Raw genomic sequence first — 23984 nt, 5'->3', positions numbered from 1 at the left:
CAAAGATCGCGCAAGGAAGGTTTCTGATTGGTTAACGGCTTAGAGCAGCGCCATGAACTGTGGCCATGCTTCGGGGTCGGTCACGGTTTTGTCGCGGCAGAAATCGTTGCAGAAGCCGAAGATGCGGCCATCCAGTTCCAACAGATGCGTGACGGGCAGGCCCGAGTACGGGCAGGCATCGTTTTCAGGCGAGCCGTTGTCGACGGCCTTGGCGGCCAAGGGCGTCGGGCCGGGCCACGGTTTCTGCGGATAGTCGCGGGCGTACCACGGCAGATCAGCCCCTTTGATCATGCCCATCGCACGCCAGCGGCGGAAAGCACCGTCGTTCAGGTGCGCGTTCACGTATTCCTGCGTCACTTGGTTGACCGGCAGGGAATAACCCGCAATCCGCGCGGCGACGGGGGCATAGAAGGCATCGGCGATCGAATATTCACCACAAAGCCATGGGCCGTTGCGGCCAAATTTTTCGCGCGCCATGCCAAAGATGAAATCAAGCCGCGCCAGATCGGCCTTCAGGTCGTCGGACACAGGGCTTTCGGAATAGGCGACGCGCATGTTCATCGGGCAGTCATTGCGCAGGGTGCCAAAGCCGGAATGCATTTCGGCGGTCAGGGCACGGGCCACTGCGCGTGCGGCGGGGTCTGCGGGCCAAAGGTTTGCGGCGGGGTAGCGGGTTGCCAGTTCTTCGGCGATGGCAATGCTTTCGCCCAGCACGTCGCCGTCTTCTGTCACCCAGATCGGCACGGTTTTGGCGGGCGCATAGGCCTTTACCTGCTCGGCCACGCTTTCGTCGGCAAAGAAATCCAGCAGCGTTACTTCGGCAGGAATGCCAAAGCGGCGGAACAGCAGCCAGCCGCGCAAAGACCAGCTTGAATAGGCGTAGTCACCGATAATAAGTTTATTCGTCATAAAAACCCCTTTCGTGATGCGGCGAGCTTAATCGCCTGAATATGTGAAGAAAAATGCATGTTTGTGGGAAAAGCCATCAATTTCTGTGAAGGATCATTATCACGAAACCGTTAGTGCTAAATGTTTTTGCGAAACCAAAACTGATCCGACTGCGTTCCTCTTGCGTAAAGGTAACGAAAACAAAAATCGCTTACACACCCAGGGGAGAACGCCAATGGCACTGGATGCGTTTAACGATCAAACGCTGTCACGCCGCGCAATGAAGGCTGAATTGCTGGATGCCGAGACAGAATTAAAGCTCGCTTACGCATGGCGCGATCAGCGCGACGAAGCTGCTCTGCACCGCTTGATCACCGCCTATATGCGACTGGCCATTTCCATGGCTTCCAAGTTCAAGCGCTACGGCGCGCCGATGAACGACCTGATCCAAGAGGCGGGTCTTGGCCTGATGAAGGCCGCTGACAAATTCGACCCCGATCGCGGTGTCCGTTTCTCGACCTATGCTGTCTGGTGGATCAAGGCATCCATTCAGGACTACGTGATGCGCAACTGGTCCATGGTGCGCACAGGCTCTACCTCCTCCCAAAAATCGCTGTTCTTCAACATGCGCCGTGTGCAGGCCCGTCTTGAGCGTGAGGCCGCCGCCGCGGGCGAGACGCTGGATAAACACCAGCTGCGCCAGATGATCGCGACCGAGGTCGGCGTGCCGCTCCATGATGTCGAGATGATGGAAGGCCGTCTTTCCGGTTCTGACTATTCCCTGAACGCCACCCAATCGACCGAGGATGAAGGCCGCGAATGGATCGACGCGCTGGAAGATGACTCGGCCCAGGCCGCTGAAACCGTGGAAGAACGCCACGACAACGACCAACTGCGCGAATGGCTTTTGTTCGCCATGCAGCAGTTGAACGACCGCGAACGGTTCATCGTCCGCGAACGTAAATTGCGTGATGATGGCCGCACCTTGGAAAGCCTTGGCAATGAACTTGGCCTGTCCAAAGAACGTGTCCGCCAGCTTGAGGCCGCCGCCTTTGCCAAGATGCGCAAAAGTCTTGAAGCACAGTCGCAAGAGGTGCATGCATTCCTGCTATGAGGCATTGGATCATAGCAGCATGTGTACTGGCACATCCCGCGTTCGCGTTGGATGTGCCCCGCGCTGACATCGTTTTTCTGGGCGAACAACACGACAATCCCGAACATCACCGTTTGCAGGCGCAGGCGGTGGATTTTTTATCGGCCAAGGCGTTGGTCTTTGAAATGCTGACCGCCGGACAGGCCGCGCGGATCACGCCGGAATTGCTGGCGGATGAGGCTGCGTTAGAACAGGCGCTGGGCTGGAACGACAGCGGCTGGCCCGATTTTTCGATGTATTACCCGATATTTGCCGCAGCCAAGGGTGCTGCGTTCTACGGCGCGGCGGTGCCACGGGAAGAAACGCGCGGCGTGTCAGATCAGGGGTTAAGCGTCGTCTTTGGCGACGGGGCGGATCGCTTCGGTCTCGTCCAACCACTGCCCGCCGATCAGCAGGACACACGCGAAGCCATGCAGATGGCAGCCCATTGCGACAAGCTGCCTGAACAGATCCTGCCCCTCATGGTCGATATCCAACGCCTGCGTGACGCGCGTCTGGCTGAACAGGCCTTGCAAGCGCTGCAAGATACCGGCGGGCCGGTCGCGGTGATCACTGGCAACGGCCACGCCCGCAAAGACTGGGGCGCGCCGTATTACGTCACCTTTGCTGCGCCTGATGTCAGTGTCGCCAGCATCGGTCTGGGGGAAGAGGGCGCATCGCCCGACGGGGGCTTTGACACGGTCGAAAGCACCAAGGGCGTGGACCGTGGCGATCCCTGCGCGGCTTTCGACAAATCGTAACCGCCTTTCTGGCAATTGAGTTTCGCGTTCCAGCCCCGTAACAAGATGGGGAAACAACTGGCGGGCATCGCGATGCTGCAAGGCAAACGTATTCTATTGATCATCGGCGGCGGGATCGCGGCCTTCAAATCGCTGGACCTGATCCGGCGTTTGCGTGAACGCGGCGCATCGGTCACGCCTGTCCTGACCAAGGCGGGAACGGAGTTCGTAACGCCCCTGTCGGTGTCGGCGCTGGCGGGTGAAAAGGTTTACACCGATCTGTTCGATCTGACGGATGAGGCCGAGATGGGCCATATCCAGCTAAGCCGCGTCGCCGATCTGGTGGTTGTGGCCCCTGCCACTGCCGACCTGATGGCCAAAATGGTGGGCGGTCATGCCAATGATCTGGCCTCGACCCTGCTGATGGCCACCGACACCCCTGTGCTGATCGCGCCGGCAATGAACGTGCGCATGTGGGATCACCCCGCGACCCAGCGCAATCTGGCCCAGCTTTTGGCCGACGGCATCATGGTCACGGGCCCCAACGAAGGCGACATGGCCTGCGGCGAATTCGGCCCCGGCCGCATGTCGGAACCGATGGAAATCGTCGAGGCGGTGCAAAACGCGCTGTCGGACGGGCCGTTAAAGGGCAAGCGCATCGTCGTCACCTCTGGCCCGACACACGAACCCATTGATCCGGTGCGCTACATCGCGAACCGGTCGTCCGGCGCACAAGGGACAGCGATTGCCAGCGCGCTGCGGGCGCTGGGTGCGGATGTGGTGTTCGTCACTGGCCCCGCCGATGTGCCGCCGCCGCAGGGTGTTGAGGTGATCAAGGTCGAAACCGCACGCGAGATGCGTCAGGCGGTGCTGGACGCGCTGCCTGCGGATGCGGGTGTGTTCGCCGCCGCCGTGGCCGACTGGCGCGTCGCGACCGAGGCGACATCCAAGATCAAGAAAACCAAAGACGGCCTACCGACGCTGGAGTTCGCCGAAAACCCCGACATTCTGGCCGAGGTTTCCCAGATGACCAAAGACCGCCCGCCATTGGTGGTGGGCTTTGCCGCTGAAACCGACGACGTGATCGCCAATGCCACCGCCAAACGTGCGCGCAAGGGGTGCGACTGGATCGTAGCCAACGATGTGTCCCCAGCGACGGGCATCATGGGCGGATCGGAAAACGCGGTGACGCTGATATCAGCCGACGGGTCCGAGGCATGGCCGCGCATGGGCAAAGACGCCGTGGCGCGTCAGCTGGCCGACCATATCGCCGCCCATCTGGGCGCAGACTGAACCAACAGAAAGACAACTGCCGTGGTGACAATTCAATTCCTTTGGGATGAAGGGGCGGATCAGTCCCTTGGCCTGCCGTTCTATGCAAGTGGCGGGGCGGCTGGCGCCGACCTTCGCGCGAACCTGCCGGACCGCGGCGAGATCACGCTGGAACCCGGTGGCCGCACGCTGGTGCCCACGGGTCTGCGCATGGCGATCCCTGACGGGTATGAAGTCCAGATCAGGCCGCGCTCGGGCCTTGCGCTAAAGCACGGCATCACGCTGCCCAATTCGCCGGGCACCATCGACAGCGACTATCGCGGGCCGTTGGGTGTGATCGTTCTGAACGCAGGAACCGAGCCCTTTACCATCGCCCATGGCGACCGGATCGCACAGATGCTTGTCGCGCCGGTTTTGCGCGCCACTTTTGTAGAAGTGGCCGCGCTGGATGACACCACGCGCGGCAGCGGTGGCTTCGGGTCGACTGGAAAGGGTTGATATGGGTCTGGTCCTGTTCTTGGCGGTGCTTTTGTGGGGTTTGGGCGTTCTGATGGGCACCCCCCGTTCGGTGCGGCTGAACATGATCGGATTGCTGCTTTTGGGCGTTGTAATCCTGCAAGTGATCCTGCCTATGGGCCATCCGGTGCGCATGGCGACAGGTGGATCTGCGGCTCCTTGGCTGATCTTGTTCGGGCTGGTGGCCATCGGGTTTGCCTATGCGCTGGTGGTCAAACGCCTGCGCAAAAAGGCGGGGACGGATGACGATAAGATCGTTGATGAGCCCGCGCCGAAAGCGGGCAGCTTTTCGGCATCAGAACTGGATCGCTACGCCCGCCACATCGTGTTGCGGGAAATCGGCGGGCAGGGGCAGAAAAAGCTGAAAAACGCCAAGGTGCTCGTGATCGGCGCAGGGGGGCTTGGTGCGCCCGCGCTGCAATATCTGGCGGCGGCGGGTGTGGGCACCATCGGTGTGGTTGATGACGACATCGTGGAAAACGCCAACCTGCAACGGCAGGTCATCCACCGTGACGAAGATATCGGTATACCCAAAGTATTCTCGGCCCAGAACGCAATGCTGGCGCAGAACCCCCATGTGACCGTGAAACCCTATCACCGTCGTCTTGAGGCCGACATCGCGGAAGAGCTGTTTGCTGAATACGATCTGGTTCTGGATGGAACCGACAACTTCGACACGCGCTATCTGTCAAACCGCGCGGCGGTGGCGGCGGGTATACCGCTGGTATCCGGTGCGCTAAGCCAATGGGAAGGGCAGCTTTCTGTCTTTGACCCGAAACACGGCACGCCCTGCTATCAATGCATCTTCCCCGAGGCCCCCGCTGACGGTCTGGCCCCCAGCTGTGCCGCCGCTGGCGTCATCGGGCCATTGCCCGGCGTGATCGGCGCGATGATGGCGGTTGAGGCGGTCAAGCTGATCACAGGCGCGGGCCAGCCCCTACGCGGCGAGATGTTGATCTACGACGCGCTTTGGGGCGAAACCCGCAAGATCCGGCTGAAGCCCCGCGATGATTGCCCTGTGTGCCACGGGTCTTAAGAGGATAGGAGCAGGTCTTTGCGCTGGATTTTGCATTCCGCCATTTTCCTGTTTCTGACAGCTTTGACTTTGGTCGGCGGATTGGCGTGGCTGGCTGCTGTCTGGACGGGCCGCAAGGCACTTGGCTTTCCGCTGATCTACGGTTGCCTTTGGTTGCTCACTGTGTGGACCGCGCCGCTTGCGGGGCGCGAACCGCTTCCGTGTTTTGGTGACACGCTGCGGATGCAATCACCGTTTTACTGCGTCACGCTTCGCCATTTCGTCGATCAGGAAATGGCGCAGGTGGCGACCAGGGCCGCGGGGGCGATTAAAGCACAATATCCGGATACTGTGACGCTCGCGCTGGATGGGGGTTTTGCCTTCACGGGCTTACCGCTGTTGCCGCACTTGTCCCATGACGACGGCGAGAAACTGGATTTAGCGTTCTACTACACGGATCAGCAGGGCGTTTACCTAAGCGGTAAAACCCGTTCGCCTTTGGGGTATTTTGCGTTTGAAAGCTTGGATACCGAAAACTGTCCCGCAGCGTGGCCGACATTGCGTTGGGATTTCAGGTGGGCGCAGGGGCTTTTCCCCAAAAGACCGCTTGAACCGAACCGAACACGCGCTTTGATCGTGGCATTAGAGGGGGACGCAAGGGTCGGAAAGTTATTCGTTGAACCGCCGCTGGCCCAACGGCTTGGCGTCTCGGGTGATAAAATCCGCTTTCAGGGATGCCGTGCCGCACGCCACGATGACCATATCCATGTCCAGCTATAAGCTTTTGTAAGTCGTCAGCATGGAGAATGATTGAAGCTTCCCGTGGCAAGGCCTAGCTATATTCCAAAGCTTACGGAGTTCTTCGCAATGACCAATATTCTTTTGCAACAGTGGGACACGCCCTTTGGCCTGCCGCCCTTCGATCAGATCAAGGACGAGGATTTCGCGCCCGCCTTTGATGCAGCGATGGAGCAGGATCTGGCGGAAACCGAGGCTGTTGCGAACAACCCCGATGCGCCGACGTTCGAGAACACGATCGAAGGCCTGATGCGCACCGGTGGTGCCTTGGATAAGGTCGCGGGCGTTTTCTACAATATCGCAGGCTCGGACAGCAACGAGACGCGCGAAGCGATCATGCGGGACTATGCCCCCAAGTTCGCTGCGCATGCGTCGAAAATCTATTCGAACAAGGTGCTGTTCCAGCGCATCGCCGCCGTCTATGACGCCCGCGACAGCCTTGATCTGAACGACGAACAGCAGCGGGTTCTGATGCTGATGCACCGGAACTTCATCCGTGCGGGTGCTGCGCTGGAAGGTGATGAAGATGAGCGTCTGAAGGTCATCAAATCGCGTCTGGCAGAGCTTGGCACGCAGTTCACCCAGAACCTTCTCGCGGATGAACGCGGTTGGTCCATGGAACTGGCCGAGGACGATCTGGAAGGCCTGCCGGACTTCGTGATCAGCGCCATGCGGTCTGCCGGCGAAGAGCGGGGCAAGGGCCCCTGTGTGACCCTGTCGCGATCTGTGATTGTGCCGTTCCTGCAATTCTCGCCCCGCCGCGATCTGCGGGAAAAGGCCTATCGCGCGTGGGGCCTGCGGGGTGCGAACGGCGGCGATACGGACAACCGTGGCATTGCCGCTGAAACACTGAAGCTGCGTGAAGAACGCGCCAAGCTGTTGGGCTATGATGATTTCACGTCCTACAAACTGGCGACCGAAATGGCCGGTAATGCGGACAACGTGCGCGGCCTGTTGATGGATGTTTGGGGCCCTGCAAAGGCCGCTGCTGATGCGGATGCCAAGGTGTTGGAGGGCATGCTGCACGCCGACGGCATCCATGGCCCGCTTGAAGCATGGGACTGGCACTACTACGCGCAGAAGCGCCGCATGGCCGAACACGATCTGGATGAGGCTCAGGTCAAGCCGTACTTCCAGTTGGAGAACATGATTCAGGCGGCGTTTGACTGTTCGACCAAGCTGTTCGGTCTGGAATTCACGCCGCTGGATGTGCCGCTGTATCACGATGATGCCCGCGCGTGGGAAGTGACCCGCGATGGCGAAACGGTGGCTGTGTTTATCGGCGACTACTTTGCCCGTGGATCGAAACGATCGGGCGCGTGGTGTTCGGCAATCCGGGCACAGCGCAAGTTCCCCGATGTGCAGGTGCCGCTGGTGGTGAACGTCTGCAACTTTGCCAAAGGTTCGCCTGCGCTGCTGTCTTATGACGACGCGCGCACGCTGTTCCACGAATTCGGCCATGCGCTGCACCAGATGCTGTCGGATGTGACCTATGAAATGATCTCGGGCACGTCGGTGGCGCGGGACTTTGTGGAACTGCCCAGCCAGCTGTATGAGCACTGGCTTGAGGTGCCCGAGGTTCTGGCGGAATACGCGGTGCATGCGGAAACGGGCGAGCCGATGCCCAAGGACCTGCTGGACAAGGTGCTGGGCGCTGCGACCTATGACATGGGGTTCCAGACCGTGGAATACGTGGCCTCGGCGCTGGTTGATCTGGCGTTCCACGCAGGGCCCGCACCGGCGGACCCGATGCAGAAACAGGCGGAAGTTCTGGAAGAAATCGGCATGCCCCGCGCGATTTCCATGCGCCACGCGACCCCGCATTTCGCGCATGTCTTCTCGGGCGACGGATATTCCAGCGGCTACTACAGCTACATGTGGTCCGAGGTGATGGACGCCGACGCCTTTGCCGCCTTTGAAGAGGCGGGCGATGCGTTTGACCCTGAAATGGCCAAGCGGTTGGAAGGCTTCATCCTGTCCAAAGGCGGATCGGTCGATGCCGAAGACCTATACACCCAATTCCGTGGTCGGATGCCGGGTGTTGATGCGCTGTTGAAAGGCCGTGGTCTGATCGCGGCCTGATCAGAAGGGGCGGCGTTCCAGCTGGAACCCGCGTTCGGCAAGCAGGGCCAACAGGCCCTGTTCGCCAGACAGATGCGCGGCGCCTGCGATGACTGCGACAGGGGCGTCGGGGGTTGATCCCTGTGCCGCGTCGGCGATTGTCTGCACCCAGCGTTGATTGCGGCTGTCCAGAAGGAAGTCTTCCATATTCCGGAAGGCCGCATCGATCCGCTCAGGGTCCTGCGCGGCCGAGCGTTTCGTCAACAGGCGGGACAGTTCCCATGCCTCGGCGTGCTTTTCTTCGAAATACTGTTTGAACATGGTGGCGTACATGTCTTCGGTCAGGATCGGATCAAAGATCGCAGCCAGCAACATGTCCATCTGTTGGTCAAACGGCGCGTTGTTAAAGAAATCCATGACCGTGTGGTAATCTTCCAGGGCGCGCACTGTGCGGCCCGCAGAATAGGCCACGTCTTGTAATCTGTTGTCTAATCCACCGGCCAGAGCACGTTCGAGGGACATGCAGGGCGGCATGGCCAGCATCATCGTCAGATACCACGGGCGGAATTTGGCGGTCATGAACGGCGGGTAGCCGCGTTTCTGCGCAGCATTTGCCAGCATCGTCCATGTCGGTTCGTCCATCACCTCGGGCAGAGTGACGTCAGACATGATCAACAGATCGGGATTATCGCGGAACTCTTTTTCCATCTCGCGGCGATCGTTGAGGGTCATCTCAAAGAACGCGACTGACGCCGTTTCGATAACCGGAGCAAGTCTGTCGACGTGGTTCAAAAGCGACGGGTGGTCGATGTGGATGCTGCCGATCAGGTGGATCGTTTCCGCATCACGGGTCGCAACCCAATGGTTTCCCTCGGCGTAGGGCGTTTCATCGACGGCATTTTGCAGGTGTTGTCGTTCTTGATCTTCCAAAGTCGGGCGGAGGTCTTGGCCACTGCAATTCGCAGAAGCGGTTCCCCCGATCATCAACAATGATAAGATAAACAGAAAGACGCGCATAAATATGCCAATAGATATCCAAAATGACAGTCAAAGGGTAGTTTACTATATACCTTTGATCAAGAGGGCGAGTGGGCATTTAGATGGAGAAGGAAACGGAGCTTTACCAACCGGTAAAGGCATTTCTGGAAGCTCAGGGCTATACCGTCAAAGGTGAGGTCGGGCGCGCCGATCTGGTTGCTCGGCGCGGAAACGAGCCGTTCCTAATAGTCGAATTGAAGCTGCGGATTAATCTGACGTTGATTCATCAGGCGATTGATCGGCTGTCCCTGTCCGATCATGTCTATATCTCGATCCCCCGTCCCAAAGGCCGGACAGCCCGCCGGACAATGTTGGAAAACACGCGTCTTTGCCGGCGGCTTGGGTTGGGCTTTATGACGGTGCGCGAAGATGGGCTGGTCGAGGTCGCCTGCGATCCCGGTCCTTATGCGCCGCGAAAGAACAAAAAGGCGCAGGCGCGTCTGTTGCGGGAATTCGAACGCCTAAGGGGCGATCCCAACGCGGGCGGCGCCACGCGGCATGGGATTGTCACGGGATACAGACAGGACGCGCTGGCCTGTGCGAGATATCTGGCGGAAAGCGGCCCGACCAAGGGCGCATTGGTTGCAAAAGCCGTCAACGTCCGTCAGGCAACCACCATCATGCGGACCAATCACTATGGCTGGTTCGAAAAGGTCGAGACCGGTATCTACGCGCTTTCTGATGCTGGGCGGCAGGGGCTTATTGATTGGGCCGATAGCTGATTTTCGCGGAAACGGGATGTTTCCGGGGCAAAGCGCGGAAAATTTCACTGATTTGGTTGACTCACAGATTTGCTGTGCCTAACTGTGCGCCGTTAGCACTCGGATGTGCTGAGTGCTAACGGCTCTGCCAATTGATGGGGGGCCAAGTTAACCTTTGTACCTAGGGAGCTACAAAGATGGCATTCAAACCGCTTCATGACCGCGTGCTTGTGCGTCGCGTTGAAAGTGAAGAAAAGACCGCTGGCGGTCTGATCATTCCTGACAGCGCAAAAGAAAAGCCTGCCGAAGGCGTGGTTGTTGCGTGTGGCGACGGCGCGCGCAAAGATTCGGGTGAGTTGATCGAAATGGCCGTATCGGCTGGCGACAAAATCCTGTTCGGCAAATGGTCCGGCACTGAAATCACCGTAGACGGTGAAGAGCTGCTGATCATGAAAGAAAGCGACATTCTCGGCGTTCTGTCCTGAGACTGACCTTTCTGAACGCATTCTAGACATAGGAGATACTCAATGTCTGCCAAGGACGTAAAGTTTGATACAGATGCCCGTAACCGTCTGCTGAAGGGTGTGAACATCCTCGCTGACGCGGTGAAGGTCACTCTGGGCCCCAAAGGCCGTAACGTTGTGCTGGAAAAATCCTTCGGCGCGCCGCGCATCACCAAAGACGGTGTATCGGTAGCCAAGGAAATCGAACTGGAAGACAAGTTCGAAAACATGGGCGCACAGATGGTGAAGGAAGTTGCTTCCCGCACCAACGACGAAGCCGGTGACGGCACAACAACAGCAACCGTACTTGCACAAGCCATCGTTAAAGAAGGCATGAAGTCCGTTGCTGCTGGCATGAACCCGATGGACCTGAAGCGCGGCATCGACATGGCAACTGCAAAAGTTGTTGAAGCGATCAAAGCTGCTGCTCGTCCGGTAAACGATTCCGACGAAGTTGCTCAGGTTGGTACAATCTCGGCAAACGGCGAAGCGGAAATCGGCCGCCAGATCGCAGACGCGATGCAGAAGGTTGGCAACGAAGGCGTTATCACTGTCGAGGAAAACAAAGGCCTCGAGACAGAGACAGACGTTGTTGAAGGTATGCAGTTCGACCGCGGCTACCTGTCGCCGTACTTCGTCACCAACTCGGACAAGATGATTGCCGATCTGGAAGACGCACTGATCCTGCTGCACGAAAAGAAACTGTCCTCGCTGCAGCCGATGGTTCCGCTGCTCGAGCAAGTGATTCAGTCGCAGAAGCCGCTGCTGATCATCGCAGAAGACGTAGAAGGCGAAGCGCTGGCAACTCTGGTTGTCAACAAGCTGCGCGGTGGTCTGAAAATCGCTGCTGTTAAAGCACCGGGCTTCGGCGACCGTCGTAAGGCCATGCTGCAGGATATCGCGATCCTGACAGGCGGTCAGGTCATCTCGGAAGATCTGGGCATGAAGCTTGAGAATGTCACAATGGACATGCTGGGCTCTGCCAAGAAAATCTCGATCACCAAAGACGAAACAACCATCGTTGACGGTGCAGGCGACAAAGCCGAGATCGAAGCACGTGTTGGCCAGATCCACACACAGATCGCTGAAACAACTTCCGACTACGACCGTGAAAAACTGCAAGAGCGCGTTGCCAAACTGGCAGGCGGTGTTGCCGTTATCCGCGTTGGCGGCATGACAGAAGTCGAAGTGAAAGAGCGTAAAGACCGTGTTGACGATGCTCTGAACGCGACACGCGCTGCTGTTCAGGAAGGCGTCATCGTTGGTGGTGGTGTTGCTCTGGTACAGGCCGGCAAATCGCTGGAAGGTCTGACAGGCGCAAACGCTGACCAGAACGCAGGTATCGCAATCGTTCGCAAAGCTCTGGAAGCACCGCTGCGCCAGATCGCTGAGAACGCAGGCGTTGACGGTTCGGTTGTTGCTGGCAAGGTTCGTGAAAGCACAGACCTGAAGTTCGGCTACAACGCACAGACAGACGAATATGGCGACATGTTCGGCTTCGGTGTTATCGATCCGGCGAAGGTTACACGTACTGCTCTGGAAGATGCGGCATCGGTTGCTGGTCTGCTGATCACAACAGAAGCCATGGTTGCAGACAAGCCGTCCAAAGACGGTGGCGCACCTGCAATGCCTGACATGGGCGGCATGGGCGGCATGATGTAATCTGCCAACCGCAGAAATTACCGGAAGGGGTCGCGTTTCGCGGCCCCTTTTTCTTTGCCGCGTTTCATCTGTTCGTGACTGATCCCTTTGTGACTGGCACCTTGGCGCGATCTTGGGCAGTGTCGGGACAACACCGACGGCCCAGAAGGGGGATTTATGTTTCTATCCGGCTCATTGCGCGAATTGCGCCGCGGCGAAGAACCCGCTGCCGAAGCCCTGTTGAACCGCGCGTTTCCGTCTGACGAAGAGGCACGACTGGTCGCCAAGCTGCGCAAATCCGGCGCGATGGCGGGTGAACAGGTTCTGGCCGACGGGGATACCCTGTTGGGCTATTACGCGCTGTCCCAGATGCAGGGGCCGAAGGGCTGGCTGTGCCTTGCCCCCGTGGCGGTTGATCCGGATCACCACGGCAAGGGTCTTGGCCGCCGCATGATGCGCTGGCTGGTCGGCTGGGCCGAACAGACGGGGCAGACCGTGGTCGTTCTTGGTGATCCTACTTTCTACCAACGCTGCGGGTTCCGCATGGCCGAGGGGCTGACATCGCCCTATCCGGTGGACCACACGTTGGTCGCGGGGCCTGCCGGTTCCGGCGCCTTGGTCTATCCCAAGGCGTTTGAGGGGTTGTGATGCGACTACTTGCGCTGACAGTTGTCGTTATGGTGGCTTTCGCCGCGAACTCGGTCTTTGGCCGCATGGCGCTGGTGAACGGCGACATGGACGCGATGGGTTACAGCACGATCCGTATGGCCGCAGGAGGGGCGATGCTGGCGCTGCTGTGCATGCTGTCGCGCGGATCGGTCGCTTTGGGCGGCGAAGGCCGCGTGACGGGCGTTCTTTCCTTGCTGCTCTATATGGCGGCGTTTTCCCTGTCCTATGTGGGCATCGACACAGGCATCGGGGCGTTGATCCTGTTCGGTTGTGTGCAGATCACAATGTTCGCAGGCGCGCTTATCAGCGGTGAACGTCCGCCGTTTACCAGATGGGCGGGAGCGGCGATGGCCTTTGGTGGCTTAGCCTGGCTTTTGTGGCCTGGAAGCGCGGTACAAGTCAGCGTTTTCCACGGTCTGCTGATGGCTGCATCGGGTATTGGCTGGGGGATTTATTCGCTGATCGGTCGCAAAGCCAAGGATGCGCTGCAAAACACCGGAGCGAACTTTATTCTCGCCACTCCGGCAATTTTGATTGTCTGGTTGTTAGTTGGCGTTGGCGAAATGACAAAACAGGGTGTCATATTGGCGGTTCTGTCAGGGGCGATCACGTCGGGCATGGGCTATGCTTTGTGGTATGCGGTGCTGCCAAAGCTGTCTGCGACCACCGCGTCGGTCGCGCAATTGACGGTGCCTGTGATCGCCACGCTGGGCGGTTGGCTGTTCCTGTCTGAAGCGGTGTCTTGGTCCTTTGCTATGGCCTCGGCCATCGTTCTGGGCGGCGTTGCGCTGTCGGTTGTGCCGCGCCAAAGGGGGCTTTCGCGCAGCTGACTTCCGGCTTATCAGGGCGCGGAACGTAAGGTGGTTGTGCGATGTCCCTGACGCTGAGATTTGAAAACGCCGAAGTGCTGAAACCCGAGGGCTGGACCACGGATAGCGTGGGTGTTGCTGATGGCGTGATGAACGCCGACGCGGATGGACGCGCGGTTGACCTAAGCGGTTATCGCCTGCTTCCCGGGATGATCGATCTGCACGGCGATGGGTTCGAACGCCATGTCGCGCCCCGTCGTGGTGCGATGCTGGACCCGCGGGGCGGGATCGCCTCGGTCGAGGCTGAACTGGCCTCAAGCGGGATCACCACCGCATATCTGGCTCAATTCTGGAGCTGGGAAGGCGGCATGCGCGGGCCTGAATTCGCGCGTAAGGTCTTTGCCGCGATTTCCGATCTGAAGGCCGATTTCGCCACCGATCTGCGCATTCAGCTGCGGTTGGAAACACATCTTCTGTCCGAATTTGCCGCCGCCGAGGCCGAACTGGACGCCCATGACATCGATTATCTGGTGTTCAACGACCATCTTCAGCACGACCGTCTGGCCGATGGACGCAGGCCCAAGCAGTTGAACGGTCAGGCGCTGAAAAGTGGCCGCTCGCCCGAGCGTCATCTGGAATATATGCAATCCCTTCATGCACTTGGCCCAGACGTGCCTGCCGCGCTGGATGCGCTGGCGGAACGGCTTCGCGCCCGCGGTGTCCGGTTGGGGAGCCATGACGACAGCACGCGCGCAGACCGTGATCAGGCCAAAGCCCGCGGCGTGATCATCGCGGAGTTCCCTGAAACGTATGAGGCCGCCGAGGCCGCGAAAGCGATGGGCGACGGCGTGGTGATGGGCGCGCCGAATGTGATGCGCGGGGCCAGCCACAAGGGTAACGTGTCGGCGATTGATCTGGTAGGGGCGGGGCTTTGCGATGCGCTGGCGTCGGATTATCACTACCAATCGCTGGGCAACGCCGCGCTGAAACTGATTAACGACGGCGTTTGCGATTGGGCCACTGGCTGGGCGTTGGTGTCGTCCGGGCCTGCCCGCATCATGGGGCTGGATGATCGTGGCGCGATCGCCAATGGCAAGCGCGCCGATCTGGTGGTGCTGGACCAGAACAACCGCATCGCTGCAGCTCTGGCCGGTGGTCAGGTCAGCTATATGCGCGGGGCTGTGGCCGAAAGGTTATTTGGTTAGAACTACTTACGGACGATGCGGTTGACGTGGCCCATCTTGCGGCCCGCTTTCACGTCGGCCTTGCCGTACAGGTGAATTGCCGTGTCCGGCTGGGTCGCCAATTCGGGAACGCGGTCCAGATCGTGGCCGATCAGGTTTTCCATCACCACATCAGAGTGACGCTGGCCATCGCCCAGCGGCCAACCCGCGACAGCGCGGATGTGCTGTTCAAACTGGTCCACGGCACAGCCGTTTTGCGTCCAGTGACCCGAGTTATGAACGCGCGGTGCGATTTCGTTCACGATCAGCCCCTTGGGTGTCACAAACAGCTCGACCCCCATCACGCCAACATAATCGAGTGCATTCAGGATCTTAGCGGCAAGCAGAACCGCATCCTGACGGTGGCCCGGCGTCAGGCGGGCGGGCACGGTTGTGGTGTCCAGGATGCCGTCTTTGTGGACGTTTTCACCGGGATCGTAGCACGACACCGACCCATCAGCCGCGCGGGCTGCGATAACCGACACTTCGTGGCTGAAATCAACGAAGCCTTCTAGAATCGCGGGGGCACCAGCCATGTCTGCCAGTGCCTTTTCCGCGTCGTCCGGCGACATGATCCGCGCCTGACCTTTACCATCGTACCCGAAACGGCGGGTTTTCAGGATGGCAGGCGTGCCGATGTCCGCCAAAGCGGCGCTCAGGCTGTCTGCATCGGTGATGTCGGCGAAGGGGGCCGTTTGCAGGCCCAGATCGTTCAGGAATGTCTTTTCGGTCAGACGATCCTGCGACACGCGGAGCGCTTCACGGCCCGGATGGATCGGACGGATCGCGCCCAGGATATCCAGCGCTTCGGTCGGGATGTTTTCGAACTCATACGTGATAACGTCGACCGCTTCGGCAAAGCGTTTCAGCGCGTCTGCGTCGTCATAGGCGGCGGTTGTCACCTGATCTGCAACCTGCCCCGCAGGCGGGTTCGCACCGGGTTCGAAGATATGGCTTTTCAGGCCCAGACGGCTGGCCGCAACAGAAAGCATACGGCCCAACTGACCGCCGCCGATGATGCCGATTGTGCTGCCTTGGGGAAGGGGATTTGCCATGGTGTTTTGCCTTGACCGAAGGTTGGATATTTCAGGTATATCGTGTTTATTCAGTGGGTAAGCCGCGCTCGGGCTCGTCCGCGATAGACGCTGACAGGTCTGCGCGCCACTTGTCCAGACGGGCAGCAAGGGCCGCGTCATTCACAGCAAGAATGCCCGCTGCCATCAGGCCCGCGTTGGCGGCACCGGCTGCGCCGATGGCCATGGTCGCCACGGGGAAACCGCGCGGCATTTGCAGGATAGAATAGAGGCTATCGACACCAGACAGTGCGCGGGTCTGAACCGGAACGCCGATCACTGGCACGCGCGTTTTTGACGCCATCATGCCGGGCAGGTGTGCGGCACCACCGGCGCCCGCGATGATCACGTGAAGGCCGCGGTCAACGGCGGTTTTGCCGTAGTCCCACAGGCGGTCGGGCGTGCGGTGAGCCGACACGATTTTCACTTCGTGCGGGATTTCCAGCGCGTCCAGCATGTCGGCGGCTTCTTTCATTGTGGGCCAGTCCGATTGGCTGCCCATGATGATGCCGACTTTGACGGTGGCTGCGTCTGCCATAGCTTGCCCTTTCCGTGATGCAGGTCTTGGGGTGGCTTATAAACAGAATGCGGTCTTGCGCAACGTCAGGCGATGATATCGGGGGTCAGACGGTCTTCAATCAGGGCAATCTGGTCTTTCAGGGCCAGTTTTTTCTTCTTGAGGCGCTGCAGGGTCAGGGCATCGGCACGGCCGGTTTCCTGAAGGGCGCGGATAGCTTCGTCTAGATCCCTGTGTTCGCGGCGAAAAACGGCAAGTTCTACACGCAGAACATCATCGGTTTTCATGGAGAGATCGTTCGGGGCGTTCATAAGGCAGGTCCGTTTCACGTCTGAGATGTCAGGATAACGCTTCTTTAACGCGCGGCAAAGAGGCTTCCGCGCCGCATGGGCTTGCGAAAGTGCAAAGAGACACCCATATTTCTTCTACAGGGTCGCCAGCTTGGGGCCCGAAAACCAGACGGTCGCTTGCAACGAGGATGCGTCGATGACGAAAATGACATTTGGTTCATACCCGCACATGCTGGGTTTCGAACAACTTGAGCAGCTGCTGGAGCGCACTGCCAAGTCCAGTGAGGGCTATCCCCCTTTCAACATTGAACAAACCGGCGAGGATTCGTACCGCATCACTTTGGCGGTTGCGGGCTTTTCCGAAGATGATCTGTCGATCACGGTCGAGGACCGGCAGTTGGTGATCCGTGGACGCCAGCAAGAGGACGTGCGCGAGCGTATCTTCCTGCACCGTGGAATCGCCTCGCGCCAGTTCCAGCGCAGCTTTGTGCTGGCCGACGGGGTCGAGGTTGGTGACGCGCAGATGGAGAACGGTCTGTTGCATGTCGATTTGAAAAGACAGCGTCCCGACACAGTTATTCAAACCATCAAGATCAGAAAGGACTAAGCCATGCAGACAAAGTTCGATTTCAAATCCCTTGATGACGGTCGCACGGTCTATGTCCGTCGTGTGGCAACCGCCGACCTGCCGCTGGACGTACAGGAACAGGCCGAAGGCGCAGAGCAGCTTTATGCGGTTCATAACGCTGATGGCGAACGGATCGCGCTGGTCGCGGATCGCAAGATGGCCTTCATCCTTGCGCGGCAGAACGATCTGGCCCCTGTAGCGGTGCACTAAGCGCCACATAGATATGACGTTGCAAAGCCCGCCTCGTGCGGGCTTTTTCATGCCTGCCCCGGAAACAGCGCGGTGATTTCGCGATAGAAGTGATCCCAGCTGATCGTGGCTTTGTTATTCGCCACGCCTTTGTAATAGGAACGCCCCGTCGCGGTGGGCAGACCGGCCCATATCTTCGCAAGGTTCAGCATGAAATCCCCACGGGTCATGGTGCCGTTGGTAAAGGCGTTCAGGCCTGCCTCGACCAGCAGTTGGTGCGCCAGTTGATCCTGCACTTGCGGTGAAAAGCGCGTGTCGGGTGTCAGCCTCTGATCCTTGACCAAGCGGCGCAGGGTGGCGGGGATGAATTGATACCGGCCGATTGCGTGTTGCTGGCGCGGGGTGCTGCGCGTCCATGTTTCGATCTCGGCCAGCGTTAGTTGCGTGGGGGGGCTGCGCGGCTGGATTTTCGCGCCGTATTGCACCGCGTCATAGCCCTTTGGTCCGGCCTCGGCGCGGGCGATCAGGTCAAGGATGCGCTGCACCTGATCGTGGACGCTGCCAAAGGGTTGCGGGGCAGGGCGAGGGGCAATGGGCGTAAACAGACCACCGGCGGATTTATCGCGAAACAGACTGGCCGATCTGCGCGTCGCGATGGACGCGTCAGAGTGAGAGACCGGCAGAAGCGAACCGCGTGTCGAAATGACGGGCAGGATACCTGCGCTTTGCACGGTTTCGGCATGGGTTGCCACCATCGAGAGACACAGGGCAACAACAGAGCACAGGGTACGGAACAGCATTGGCAACCTTCTGTCAGCAACGATGCCGCCAATTTTCCCAAAATTACTTTACAGAGGCTTTCCGCCACTGGGCTGCAATAGAAAAAGGCCGCCGGAAAATCGGCGGCCTTTGTGTAAAATTTTACAGGCTTCAGAAGTCCATCTGGTAGCTCAGGCGCATGCTTGCATCGCGGGTGTCTTCCAGAATTTGACCGCCCGACAGATCAAGCGACAGCGTGCCGGCGGCCCCTTCATAGCTGAAACCAGCGTTCACGCGCGGCGATGCGAATTCCTGTACATCGTTGATGCCATCGTCGAACTTCCGCATGTCCACGCCCACACCCAGATAGGGGCGCAGCGGTTTGCCTGCGTTGAAGATCGCTTTGGTGCCGATCGCGCCCAAAAGCGATGACACGGTGTGGCCGTCTACATCGGTGCCGTCGATTGTGACTTCGGGGTGTTTTTCCGAGAATCCGGTCAGGCTGGCGTAGGAATTCACTTCGGTCTGGCCCAGCGTGTAATCGGCATCGAACTTGATCCCGCCGCTCAGACGCTTGGCATCATATTCGGTGCCGTCGATGTCGTACTCGGGCTTGGACATGACCACAAAGGCGGACAGTTCGTAGATGTCAGACAGTTTGTGTGACACGTAGGGGCCGAAGGACAAAGAGTCGATGTCGACGCTGCTGCCGTTCACATCCAGATCAGAGCGGCCTTTCGACAGGATCAGACCGACGCGGGTCGACGGCGCGACAAGCGTGTCCATGCCCAGCGTGAACTCAAGGCTTTTGCCATCCACATCGCCCGAGAACTGACGGGCGTGCAGCGAACCCCATGCGCGGGCGGTGCTGCCTTTGCCTTGGGTCGACAGGAACACGCCATTGCGGGTCAGGCGCGCGCCGCCTGCTGCGCCGCCAAGGGCGTTGTCGATGGCTTCTTCAATCGCACTGGTGGAGCCGCCAGCGCCGGTCGCAGAGGCTTTGCCTTGCGTAAGGCCGGGGTTGGACGCTGAAGGGGGGGTACACTGAACAGTACCGGGGAGAACTACTTGCGTAGATGAGGCTGCATTTACTTTGGCTTCGGGCACTCCGGGGCCTTCCGGCAATTGAAATTGTGTGGCGACATAGTAGATGCCGCTTGTCGGCGCTGTATAGCTTGAGCCCGCGCAAGTGAGAACGGGCGCAAAAATACCTGTGTACACAACGTAGCAAGCGTTTTCGGAGAGATTGTTGAAAGTCAGCGTGTCCCCTTCCTCTAGGGCAACGGTCGCGTTGTACAACGCTGTCGGCGTTTTGAGGTCGTCGCAGGTGTATGTGGCAGATTGGGCGACGGCCGTGCTTGCCGATAAAGTCAGGCCAATGGCTGCATAGATAGATTTCTTCATGTGTCCCCTCGTTAAAAAGTCTTTTTGCGCTGTCCAGCCAATGCTTGGGGCGCAATTTCTTATGGGGTCGGGTGTATACATTTCCGTTCCACGATGTGTGTCATTCGGCACATTGGGGTATCGGGATACGGGTTTGTTGCAAAAATCATACGGCTGAATTGCGTGTTTTTGGCGGGTGCGCCCAAAGCTTTGGCGAATGCAAAAAAGCCGGCGCTGATGCACCGGCTTTTCCGAAAAGTATAAGGCTGCAGATTACAGGCGCGAGCTTGCGATCAGGCCCATGGATTCCAGCTTGAGCAGAACCTGATGTGCGCAGTTGTCGACATCTGTGCCTTCTGTTTCGACGCGCAACTCGGGGTTTTCCGGAACATCATAGGGATCGGAGATACCTGTGAATTCCTTGATCTTGCCTTCGCGTGCCAGCTTGTACAGGCCCTTACGGTCGCGGCGTTCGCATTCCTCGATCGAGGTTGCGACGTGCACTTCGACGAACGCACCGTACTGTTCGATGCCGTCACGTACCTGACGACGGGTCGAGGCATAGGGAGCAATCGGCGCACAGATCGCGATACCACCGTTCTTGGTGATCTCGGAGGCAACGTAGCCGATACGCTGGATGTTCAGGTCGCGATGTTCTTTCGAGAAGCCGAGTTCCGAGCTGAGGTTCTTACGAACGATGTCACCATCCAGCAGCGTCACAGGGCGGCCACCCATTTCCATCAGCTTGACCATAAGGGCGTTTGCGATGGTGGATTTGCCCGAACCCGAGAAGCCTGTGAAGAACACGGTGAAACCCTGCTGCGAACGTGGCGGCTTGGTTTTGCGCAGTTCGGTCACAACTTCGGGGAACGAGAACCACTCGGGGATCTCAAGACCTTCTTGCAGACGGCGACGCAGTTCTGTGCCCGAGATGTTCAGGATGGTCACGTCGTCCTTGTCCGCGATTTCGTCGGCGGGTTCGTACTGGGCGCGTTCCTGCACATAGACCATGTGTTTGAAATCGACCATTTTCACGCCGATTTCATCTTCGTGCTCGCGGAACAGATCCTGCGCGTCATAGGGGCCGTAGAAATCTTCGCCTGCGCTGTTCTTGCCGGGGCCGGCGTGGTCGCGGCCAACGATGAAGTGCGTGCAGCCGTGGTTGGCGCGGATCAGGCCGTGCCAGACCGCTTCGCGCGGGCCAGCCATACGCATGGCAAGGTTCAGCAGCGACATGGATGTTGTGGCTGCCGGATACTTGTCCAGTACCGCCTCGTAGCAGCGAACGCGTGTGAAGTGGTCAACATCGCCCGGCTTGGTCATGCCCACAACGGGGTGGATCAGCAGGTTGGCCTGTGCTTCGCGTGCGGCGCGGAAGGTCAGTTCCTGGTGCGCGCGGTGCAGCGGGTTACGTGTCTGGAACGCAACGACCTTGCGCCAGCCCAGTTTGCGGAACAGGGCGCGCAGTTCGTTCGGCGTGTCGCGACGACCACGGAAATCGTAGTGAACGGGCTGTTGGATGCCTGTCACGGGGCCGCCAAGGTAAACGCCGCCTGCGATGTTGTGCAGGTAGTGCACGGCAGGGTGCGCCTGATCGTCTGCGCCAAACACCTTTTCAGCTTCGCGTGCTTTGTTCGGCACCCATTTATCGGTGACAGTCATGGTCGCCAGAATGACGCCTTCCTGATCGCGCAGGGCGATGTCCTGACCGATTTCGATGGTGTCCGCATACTCGGGCTTGACGTCCAGAGTGATCGGCATCGGCCACAGCGAACCATCTGCCAGACGCATGTTTTCAACAACGCCGTTGTAGTCTTCTTCTGTCAGGAAGCCCTTCAGCGGGTTGAAGCCGCCGTTCATCAGCAGCTCAAGGTCGCAAATCTGGCGCGGTGTCAGATCGTGCGACACCAGTTCGCCTGCTTCGACTTTCAGCTTTTGGGCGCTGTCGTAGGACACGTACAGCTCGGGGATCGGCGCGAGGTTGGATTGCATCAGGGTGCTCCTGTACTTCAGTGGGATGAGGTCCTTAACAGAACCTGTCAGCTCTGTATGAAGGGCCGCGTATTCGGCGAATTTCCGTGTCAGGAAGGACTTAACAAGCCGTTCCTTCATATCGTGACCCGCAGGGGTCAGAGCGTAGGCGAACCGCTGGCGGCGATCGTTGCCCTTGCGTTGGGTGACAGTGATGAGCCCTGCTTCGGTCGCAGACCGCAGTTGCGCGTTCAAACCACCCAGCGACACGCCAAGGGCTTCTGCTGTGGCGCGCTGACTTGCCTCTGGCGCACGGTCAAGCTGACGCAACAGCTGAAACAGCTGGTCGTCTTCTGGCCGCGACGGCGTAGGGGCAGAGGGTGCGTTCATTCGCTGGACTCAATGTGTGTTCACGCGTGAACACATGTCACCCTTTGCAGTCGCAGAAAACCCTTTTCTGAAAAATTGCGCGATTTTTTGCAGATCGGGTCGGGGTGTGACCCAAAGGCAATGATTGAGGTTTCTTGGAATCCTGCAACCCTGAATTGTCAATCATTGACCCTGCGCCGGTCCCAATTTGGCCACGAAAGATGGGCTATCTGGCGGCATTGAATAGTGAATTCGGCAGAGAGCTTGATATTGAGGATTGAAAGAATGATTAGTGTTTTACGGGTGTCAGGAACCTTCGTAGGCGTTTACCTTTTCGGTAACCTTTTTCAAATCGTCGCTAATTATTTCAACGTGAGCCCGGCTTTGGTTGTGCTTGCTGCAGCGGGCCTCGCCGGTTTTGCTGCTGGATATCAATATTCCCTTTGCAGCCGCGGTGCCCTTTCGCAGTTCGTTTTGCACCTCTACACAATTCCCATGAGCTTGTTTTTTATCGTGACTGCTTTGGGGCAATACATGCTGCACTTCTACGCCGAGCAGGGGACTCTTCTCGGCGGACGAATTGAGCATATTCCGGTGTTGATTGTTGTCATGTTCTTCATGTGCAAAGCTATGCGGATATTGTTTATGCATGGTCTTGAGACAGCTCAAAAACGGCAAGCTGTTTATGGCTAATGCGCAAACGTCGCGCACGTTCCTTGTTGCGACCAATCAACCCAAAATGAGATGACCGCAATCTGGCCACGTTCGACAATCAAGAGATGTCCAAATACAACCCGAGGTCAGCCCTACTTTGGACAAAAAAGTAAAGTCATATCGAATTCTGCATTGATACGTGGCTGTTGGGTCATGGGGCCGGGATTTTGAAATGGGTAGAATTCTTCGCGTTCTAGCGGTGTTTGTCGCCGCGAACTTTTTCTTTGGCCTGATCCTGATCGCGCTCAGCGTTCTGGGGCTCAGCTTTCCGATGCTTGATTTTGTGCCGCCCTGCCTAGCGGCGATGGTGGCCGGATACCACTATGGTTCGCACTACGGCGAAGCCCCGAGCAATCCTGTGATCCATTCCTTCAACATCATCACAAGCGTCGCGGTGATTGTCTTGGCGACGGTCGGCTATTTTCTGATCCGGCACGAGATCGCTACTTCTGAAATGGCTCGGTTCCAAACGAACCTGATCATCGAAACCGCTGTCACGTGTTTCTTGCTGCGCGTTTGTTTTGTCTATGGCGGCGATAAAGCCGAACAATGGATGGCCGAGGTGGCATAGCTGGCTCAAAAAATACGCCTAGGTTACGCTGGGCTTTTCATCGTCTCAACGATCAGTTTTTCAGGCGCTGTCCGGTTTGGTCACGACATAGCCGGCCATGTGCGTTTCCAGCACGTCTTTGACCTGTTCGTTCGAAGGCGCGTCGCAGCACCGAAGCGAAAACCTCGATTATGATCCGTAGCGCAGAACTTTATTCTGTTGCGGGGGCGGAGTCATGAATGACAGTGAATTTGCGCATCGCAAAAGTACTAACACCGTCTGCAAATAGAAAGGACTTCGCGCGGATCAACGAAGGCGTCAGAACCATGGAATCGTAGTCTTCCGAAGGCGCAGAATGTTCAGCGCCGCCTGCGTCGTCGCATACCATCTCCATATGCGATTGCCCGACAAGCGCGGCCTCTACATACCGGCGCAACTGCACAAACGGACAGTCAGCAATGTCGGAGAGTGGATCAGAGATAGTCTGAGGAGGATCTTGTTCCCAGTCGATGTACTCGGCCAAAAGGCAAGTGCA

Annotated in this window: 26 protein-coding genes; 17 read left to right on the top strand and 9 right to left on the bottom strand. The window is 58.5% G+C overall.

Annotation, left to right across the window (positions count from 1 at the left end; all coding sequences use genetic code 11):
* Positions 1-39: 39 nt before the first annotated feature.
* Positions 40-909: a glutathione S-transferase gene (locus C4S59_RS14970; RefSeq protein ID WP_103911334.1), complete on the bottom strand. Its 870-nt coding sequence runs from the start codon at positions 907-909 to the stop codon at positions 40-42.
* 214 nt (positions 910-1123) lie between these two features.
* Here C4S59_RS14970 and C4S59_RS14965 point away from each other — a divergent pair, with 214 nt between their 5' ends.
* The 7 genes from C4S59_RS14965 to C4S59_RS14935 all read left to right on the top strand — a co-directional run bounded on the left by C4S59_RS14965 (position 1124) and on the right by C4S59_RS14935 (position 8443).
* Positions 1124-2002: an RNA polymerase factor sigma-32 gene (locus tag C4S59_RS14965; protein WP_103911333.1), complete on the top strand. Its 879-nt coding sequence runs from the start codon at positions 1124-1126 to the stop codon at positions 2000-2002.
* Positions 1999-2781, top strand: coding sequence for a ChaN family lipoprotein (locus C4S59_RS14960; RefSeq protein WP_103911332.1), 783 nt, complete (start codon positions 1999-2001; stop codon positions 2779-2781). The genes C4S59_RS14965 and C4S59_RS14960 overlap by 4 nt, the downstream gene beginning before the upstream one ends.
* A gap of 72 nt (positions 2782-2853) precedes the next feature.
* The gene (gene coaBC / locus C4S59_RS14955) at positions 2854-4053 is read left to right on the top strand and encodes a bifunctional phosphopantothenoylcysteine decarboxylase/phosphopantothenate--cysteine ligase CoaBC (RefSeq protein WP_103911493.1); all 1200 of its coding nucleotides are present in this window, start codon (positions 2854-2856) and stop codon (positions 4051-4053) included.
* A gap of 21 nt (positions 4054-4074) precedes the next feature.
* The gene (gene dut, locus C4S59_RS14950; RefSeq protein WP_103911331.1) at positions 4075-4530 is read left to right on the top strand and encodes a dUTP diphosphatase; all 456 of its coding nucleotides are present in this window, start codon (positions 4075-4077) and stop codon (positions 4528-4530) included.
* 1 nt (position 4531) lies between these two features.
* Complete coding sequence (locus C4S59_RS14945; RefSeq protein ID WP_103911330.1) at positions 4532-5584, top strand: HesA/MoeB/ThiF family protein; 1053 nt, start codon at positions 4532-4534, stop codon at positions 5582-5584.
* Positions 5585-5602: 18 nt separating this feature from the next.
* Positions 5603-6343 (top strand): hypothetical protein, encoded by a 741-nt coding sequence (locus C4S59_RS14940; RefSeq protein WP_103911329.1) that lies wholly within the window; start codon positions 5603-5605, stop codon positions 6341-6343.
* An 87-nt stretch (positions 6344-6430) separates the two neighbouring features.
* Complete coding sequence (locus C4S59_RS14935; protein WP_103911328.1) at positions 6431-8443, top strand: M3 family metallopeptidase; 2013 nt, start codon at positions 6431-6433, stop codon at positions 8441-8443.
* Here the strand turns inward: C4S59_RS14935 and C4S59_RS14930 are convergent, their stop codons facing one another.
* A complete protein-coding gene (locus C4S59_RS14930; RefSeq protein WP_160006914.1) occupies positions 8444-9352 on the bottom strand; it encodes a TraB/GumN family protein in 909 nt (302 codons plus the stop codon).
* Positions 9353-9522: 170 nt separating this feature from the next.
* Between C4S59_RS14930 and C4S59_RS14925 the strand changes: the two genes are divergently transcribed.
* From C4S59_RS14925 to C4S59_RS14900, 6 genes are all read left to right on the top strand, one after another.
* Complete coding sequence (locus C4S59_RS14925) at positions 9523-10182, top strand: DUF2161 domain-containing phosphodiesterase (protein WP_103911326.1); 660 nt, start codon at positions 9523-9525, stop codon at positions 10180-10182.
* A gap of 176 nt (positions 10183-10358) precedes the next feature.
* Positions 10359-10646: a co-chaperone GroES gene (locus tag C4S59_RS14920; RefSeq protein ID WP_103911325.1), complete on the top strand. Its 288-nt coding sequence runs from the start codon at positions 10359-10361 to the stop codon at positions 10644-10646.
* Positions 10647-10688: 42 nt separating this feature from the next.
* On the top strand, positions 10689-12326 hold the full coding sequence (gene groL / locus C4S59_RS14915; protein WP_103911324.1) for a chaperonin GroEL: 1638 nt from the start codon (positions 10689-10691) through the stop codon (positions 12324-12326).
* Positions 12327-12482: 156 nt separating this feature from the next.
* Entirely contained in the window at positions 12483-12953 is a 471-nt protein-coding gene (locus C4S59_RS14910) for a GNAT family N-acetyltransferase (protein WP_103911323.1), read from the top strand.
* Positions 12953-13804, top strand: a complete 852-nt coding sequence (locus tag C4S59_RS14905) for a DMT family transporter (protein WP_103911322.1) — start codon at positions 12953-12955, stop codon at positions 13802-13804. Before C4S59_RS14910 ends, C4S59_RS14905 begins: the two co-directional genes overlap by 1 nt.
* Before the next feature lie 41 nt (positions 13805-13845).
* A complete protein-coding gene (locus C4S59_RS14900; RefSeq protein ID WP_103911321.1) occupies positions 13846-14988 on the top strand; it encodes an alpha-D-ribose 1-methylphosphonate 5-triphosphate diphosphatase in 1143 nt (380 codons plus the stop codon).
* 2 nt (positions 14989-14990) lie between these two features.
* Here the strand turns inward: C4S59_RS14900 and C4S59_RS14895 are convergent, their stop codons facing one another.
* The 3 genes from C4S59_RS14895 to C4S59_RS14885 all read right to left on the bottom strand — a co-directional run bounded on the left by C4S59_RS14895 (position 14991) and on the right by C4S59_RS14885 (position 16907).
* Positions 14991-16061: a 5-(carboxyamino)imidazole ribonucleotide synthase gene (locus C4S59_RS14895; RefSeq protein WP_103911320.1), complete on the bottom strand. Its 1071-nt coding sequence runs from the start codon at positions 16059-16061 to the stop codon at positions 14991-14993.
* 46 nt (positions 16062-16107) lie between these two features.
* The gene (gene purE / locus C4S59_RS14890) at positions 16108-16617 is read right to left on the bottom strand and encodes a 5-(carboxyamino)imidazole ribonucleotide mutase (RefSeq protein WP_103911319.1); all 510 of its coding nucleotides are present in this window, start codon (positions 16615-16617) and stop codon (positions 16108-16110) included.
* 65 nt (positions 16618-16682) lie between these two features.
* On the bottom strand, positions 16683-16907 hold the full coding sequence (locus tag C4S59_RS14885; RefSeq protein WP_103911318.1) for a YdcH family protein: 225 nt from the start codon (positions 16905-16907) through the stop codon (positions 16683-16685).
* A gap of 175 nt (positions 16908-17082) precedes the next feature.
* On the opposite strand from C4S59_RS14885, the gene C4S59_RS14880 reads away from it, so the two are divergent.
* Together C4S59_RS14880 and C4S59_RS14875 are read left to right on the top strand one after the other, a co-directional pair.
* A complete protein-coding gene (locus C4S59_RS14880) occupies positions 17083-17493 on the top strand; it encodes an Hsp20 family protein (protein ID WP_103911492.1) in 411 nt (136 codons plus the stop codon).
* Positions 17494-17496: 3 nt separating this feature from the next.
* Positions 17497-17724, top strand: a complete 228-nt coding sequence (locus tag C4S59_RS14875; RefSeq protein ID WP_103911317.1) for a DUF1150 family protein — start codon at positions 17497-17499, stop codon at positions 17722-17724.
* Positions 17725-17771: 47 nt separating this feature from the next.
* On the opposite strand, the gene C4S59_RS14870 is transcribed toward C4S59_RS14875, so the two are convergent.
* The 3 genes from C4S59_RS14870 to C4S59_RS14860 form a co-directional block, all read right to left on the bottom strand.
* Positions 17772-18503 (bottom strand): lysozyme family protein, encoded by a 732-nt coding sequence (locus C4S59_RS14870; protein WP_103911316.1) that lies wholly within the window; start codon positions 18501-18503, stop codon positions 17772-17774.
* Between the two features lie 130 nt (positions 18504-18633).
* The gene (locus C4S59_RS14865; RefSeq protein ID WP_160006911.1) at positions 18634-19866 is read right to left on the bottom strand and encodes an autotransporter outer membrane beta-barrel domain-containing protein; all 1233 of its coding nucleotides are present in this window, start codon (positions 19864-19866) and stop codon (positions 18634-18636) included.
* A 252-nt stretch (positions 19867-20118) separates the two neighbouring features.
* Positions 20119-22206, bottom strand: coding sequence for a bifunctional sulfate adenylyltransferase/adenylylsulfate kinase (locus C4S59_RS14860; protein ID WP_103911314.1), 2088 nt, complete (start codon positions 22204-22206; stop codon positions 20119-20121).
* 264 nt (positions 22207-22470) lie between these two features.
* Here C4S59_RS14860 and C4S59_RS14855 point away from each other — a divergent pair, with 264 nt between their 5' ends.
* Together C4S59_RS14855 and C4S59_RS14850 are read left to right on the top strand one after the other, a co-directional pair.
* Positions 22471-22878, top strand: a complete 408-nt coding sequence (locus tag C4S59_RS14855; RefSeq protein ID WP_103911313.1) for a hypothetical protein — start codon at positions 22471-22473, stop codon at positions 22876-22878.
* A gap of 193 nt (positions 22879-23071) precedes the next feature.
* The gene (locus C4S59_RS14850; RefSeq protein WP_103911312.1) at positions 23072-23470 is read left to right on the top strand and encodes a hypothetical protein; all 399 of its coding nucleotides are present in this window, start codon (positions 23072-23074) and stop codon (positions 23468-23470) included.
* Between the two features lie 190 nt (positions 23471-23660).
* On the opposite strand, the gene C4S59_RS19515 is transcribed toward C4S59_RS14850, so the two are convergent.
* Positions 23661-23972, bottom strand: coding sequence for a hypothetical protein (locus C4S59_RS19515; RefSeq protein WP_146064549.1), 312 nt, complete (start codon positions 23970-23972; stop codon positions 23661-23663).
* Positions 23973-23984: the final 12 nt, after the last annotated feature.

Origin of the sequence: Thalassococcus halodurans (assembly GCF_900108225.1) — a bacterium.
Taxonomy (GTDB): Bacteria; Pseudomonadota; Alphaproteobacteria; order Rhodobacterales; family Rhodobacteraceae; genus Thalassococcus; species Thalassococcus halodurans.
Note: the sequence above shows the minus strand (reverse complement) of the source record. Positions and strands in the feature narration are given on the sequence as shown.

What these genes read in the sequence shown, in the direction of transcription:
- C4S59_RS14970 (WP_103911334.1), bottom strand. Translation starts at nt 909, where the DNA reads ATGACGAATAAACTTATTATCGGTGACTACGCCTATTCAAGCTGGTCT.
- C4S59_RS14965 (WP_103911333.1), top strand. Translation starts at nt 1,124, where the DNA reads ATGGCACTGGATGCGTTTAACGATCAAACGCTGTCACGCCGCGCAATG.
- C4S59_RS14960 (WP_103911332.1), top strand. Translation starts at nt 1,999, where the DNA reads ATGAGGCATTGGATCATAGCAGCATGTGTACTGGCACATCCCGCGTTC.
- coaBC (WP_103911493.1), top strand. Translation starts at nt 2,854, where the DNA reads ATGCTGCAAGGCAAACGTATTCTATTGATCATCGGCGGCGGGATCGCG.
- C4S59_RS14945 (WP_103911330.1), top strand. Translation starts at nt 4,532, where the DNA reads ATGGGTCTGGTCCTGTTCTTGGCGGTGCTTTTGTGGGGTTTGGGCGTT.
- C4S59_RS14935 (WP_103911328.1), top strand. Translation starts at nt 6,431, where the DNA reads ATGACCAATATTCTTTTGCAACAGTGGGACACGCCCTTTGGCCTGCCG.
- C4S59_RS14925 (WP_103911326.1), top strand. Translation starts at nt 9,523, where the DNA reads ATGGAGAAGGAAACGGAGCTTTACCAACCGGTAAAGGCATTTCTGGAA.
- C4S59_RS14920 (WP_103911325.1), top strand. Translation starts at nt 10,359, where the DNA reads ATGGCATTCAAACCGCTTCATGACCGCGTGCTTGTGCGTCGCGTTGAA.
- groL (WP_103911324.1), top strand. Translation starts at nt 10,689, where the DNA reads ATGTCTGCCAAGGACGTAAAGTTTGATACAGATGCCCGTAACCGTCTG.
- C4S59_RS14910 (WP_103911323.1), top strand. Translation starts at nt 12,483, where the DNA reads ATGTTTCTATCCGGCTCATTGCGCGAATTGCGCCGCGGCGAAGAACCC.
- C4S59_RS14905 (WP_103911322.1), top strand. Translation starts at nt 12,953, where the DNA reads ATGCGACTACTTGCGCTGACAGTTGTCGTTATGGTGGCTTTCGCCGCG.
- C4S59_RS14900 (WP_103911321.1), top strand. Translation starts at nt 13,846, where the DNA reads ATGTCCCTGACGCTGAGATTTGAAAACGCCGAAGTGCTGAAACCCGAG.
- C4S59_RS14895 (WP_103911320.1), bottom strand. Translation starts at nt 16,061, where the DNA reads ATGGCAAATCCCCTTCCCCAAGGCAGCACAATCGGCATCATCGGCGGC.
- purE (WP_103911319.1), bottom strand. Translation starts at nt 16,617, where the DNA reads ATGGCAGACGCAGCCACCGTCAAAGTCGGCATCATCATGGGCAGCCAA.
- C4S59_RS14885 (WP_103911318.1), bottom strand. Translation starts at nt 16,907, where the DNA reads ATGAACGCCCCGAACGATCTCTCCATGAAAACCGATGATGTTCTGCGT.
- C4S59_RS14880 (WP_103911492.1), top strand. Translation starts at nt 17,083, where the DNA reads ATGACGAAAATGACATTTGGTTCATACCCGCACATGCTGGGTTTCGAA.
- C4S59_RS14875 (WP_103911317.1), top strand. Translation starts at nt 17,497, where the DNA reads ATGCAGACAAAGTTCGATTTCAAATCCCTTGATGACGGTCGCACGGTC.
- C4S59_RS14870 (WP_103911316.1), bottom strand. Translation starts at nt 18,503, where the DNA reads ATGCTGTTCCGTACCCTGTGCTCTGTTGTTGCCCTGTGTCTCTCGATG.
- C4S59_RS14865 (WP_160006911.1), bottom strand. Translation starts at nt 19,866, where the DNA reads ATGAAGAAATCTATCTATGCAGCCATTGGCCTGACTTTATCGGCAAGC.
- C4S59_RS14860 (WP_103911314.1), bottom strand. Translation starts at nt 22,206, where the DNA reads ATGAACGCACCCTCTGCCCCTACGCCGTCGCGGCCAGAAGACGACCAG.
- C4S59_RS14855 (WP_103911313.1), top strand. Translation starts at nt 22,471, where the DNA reads ATGATTAGTGTTTTACGGGTGTCAGGAACCTTCGTAGGCGTTTACCTT.
- C4S59_RS14850 (WP_103911312.1), top strand. Translation starts at nt 23,072, where the DNA reads ATGGGTAGAATTCTTCGCGTTCTAGCGGTGTTTGTCGCCGCGAACTTT.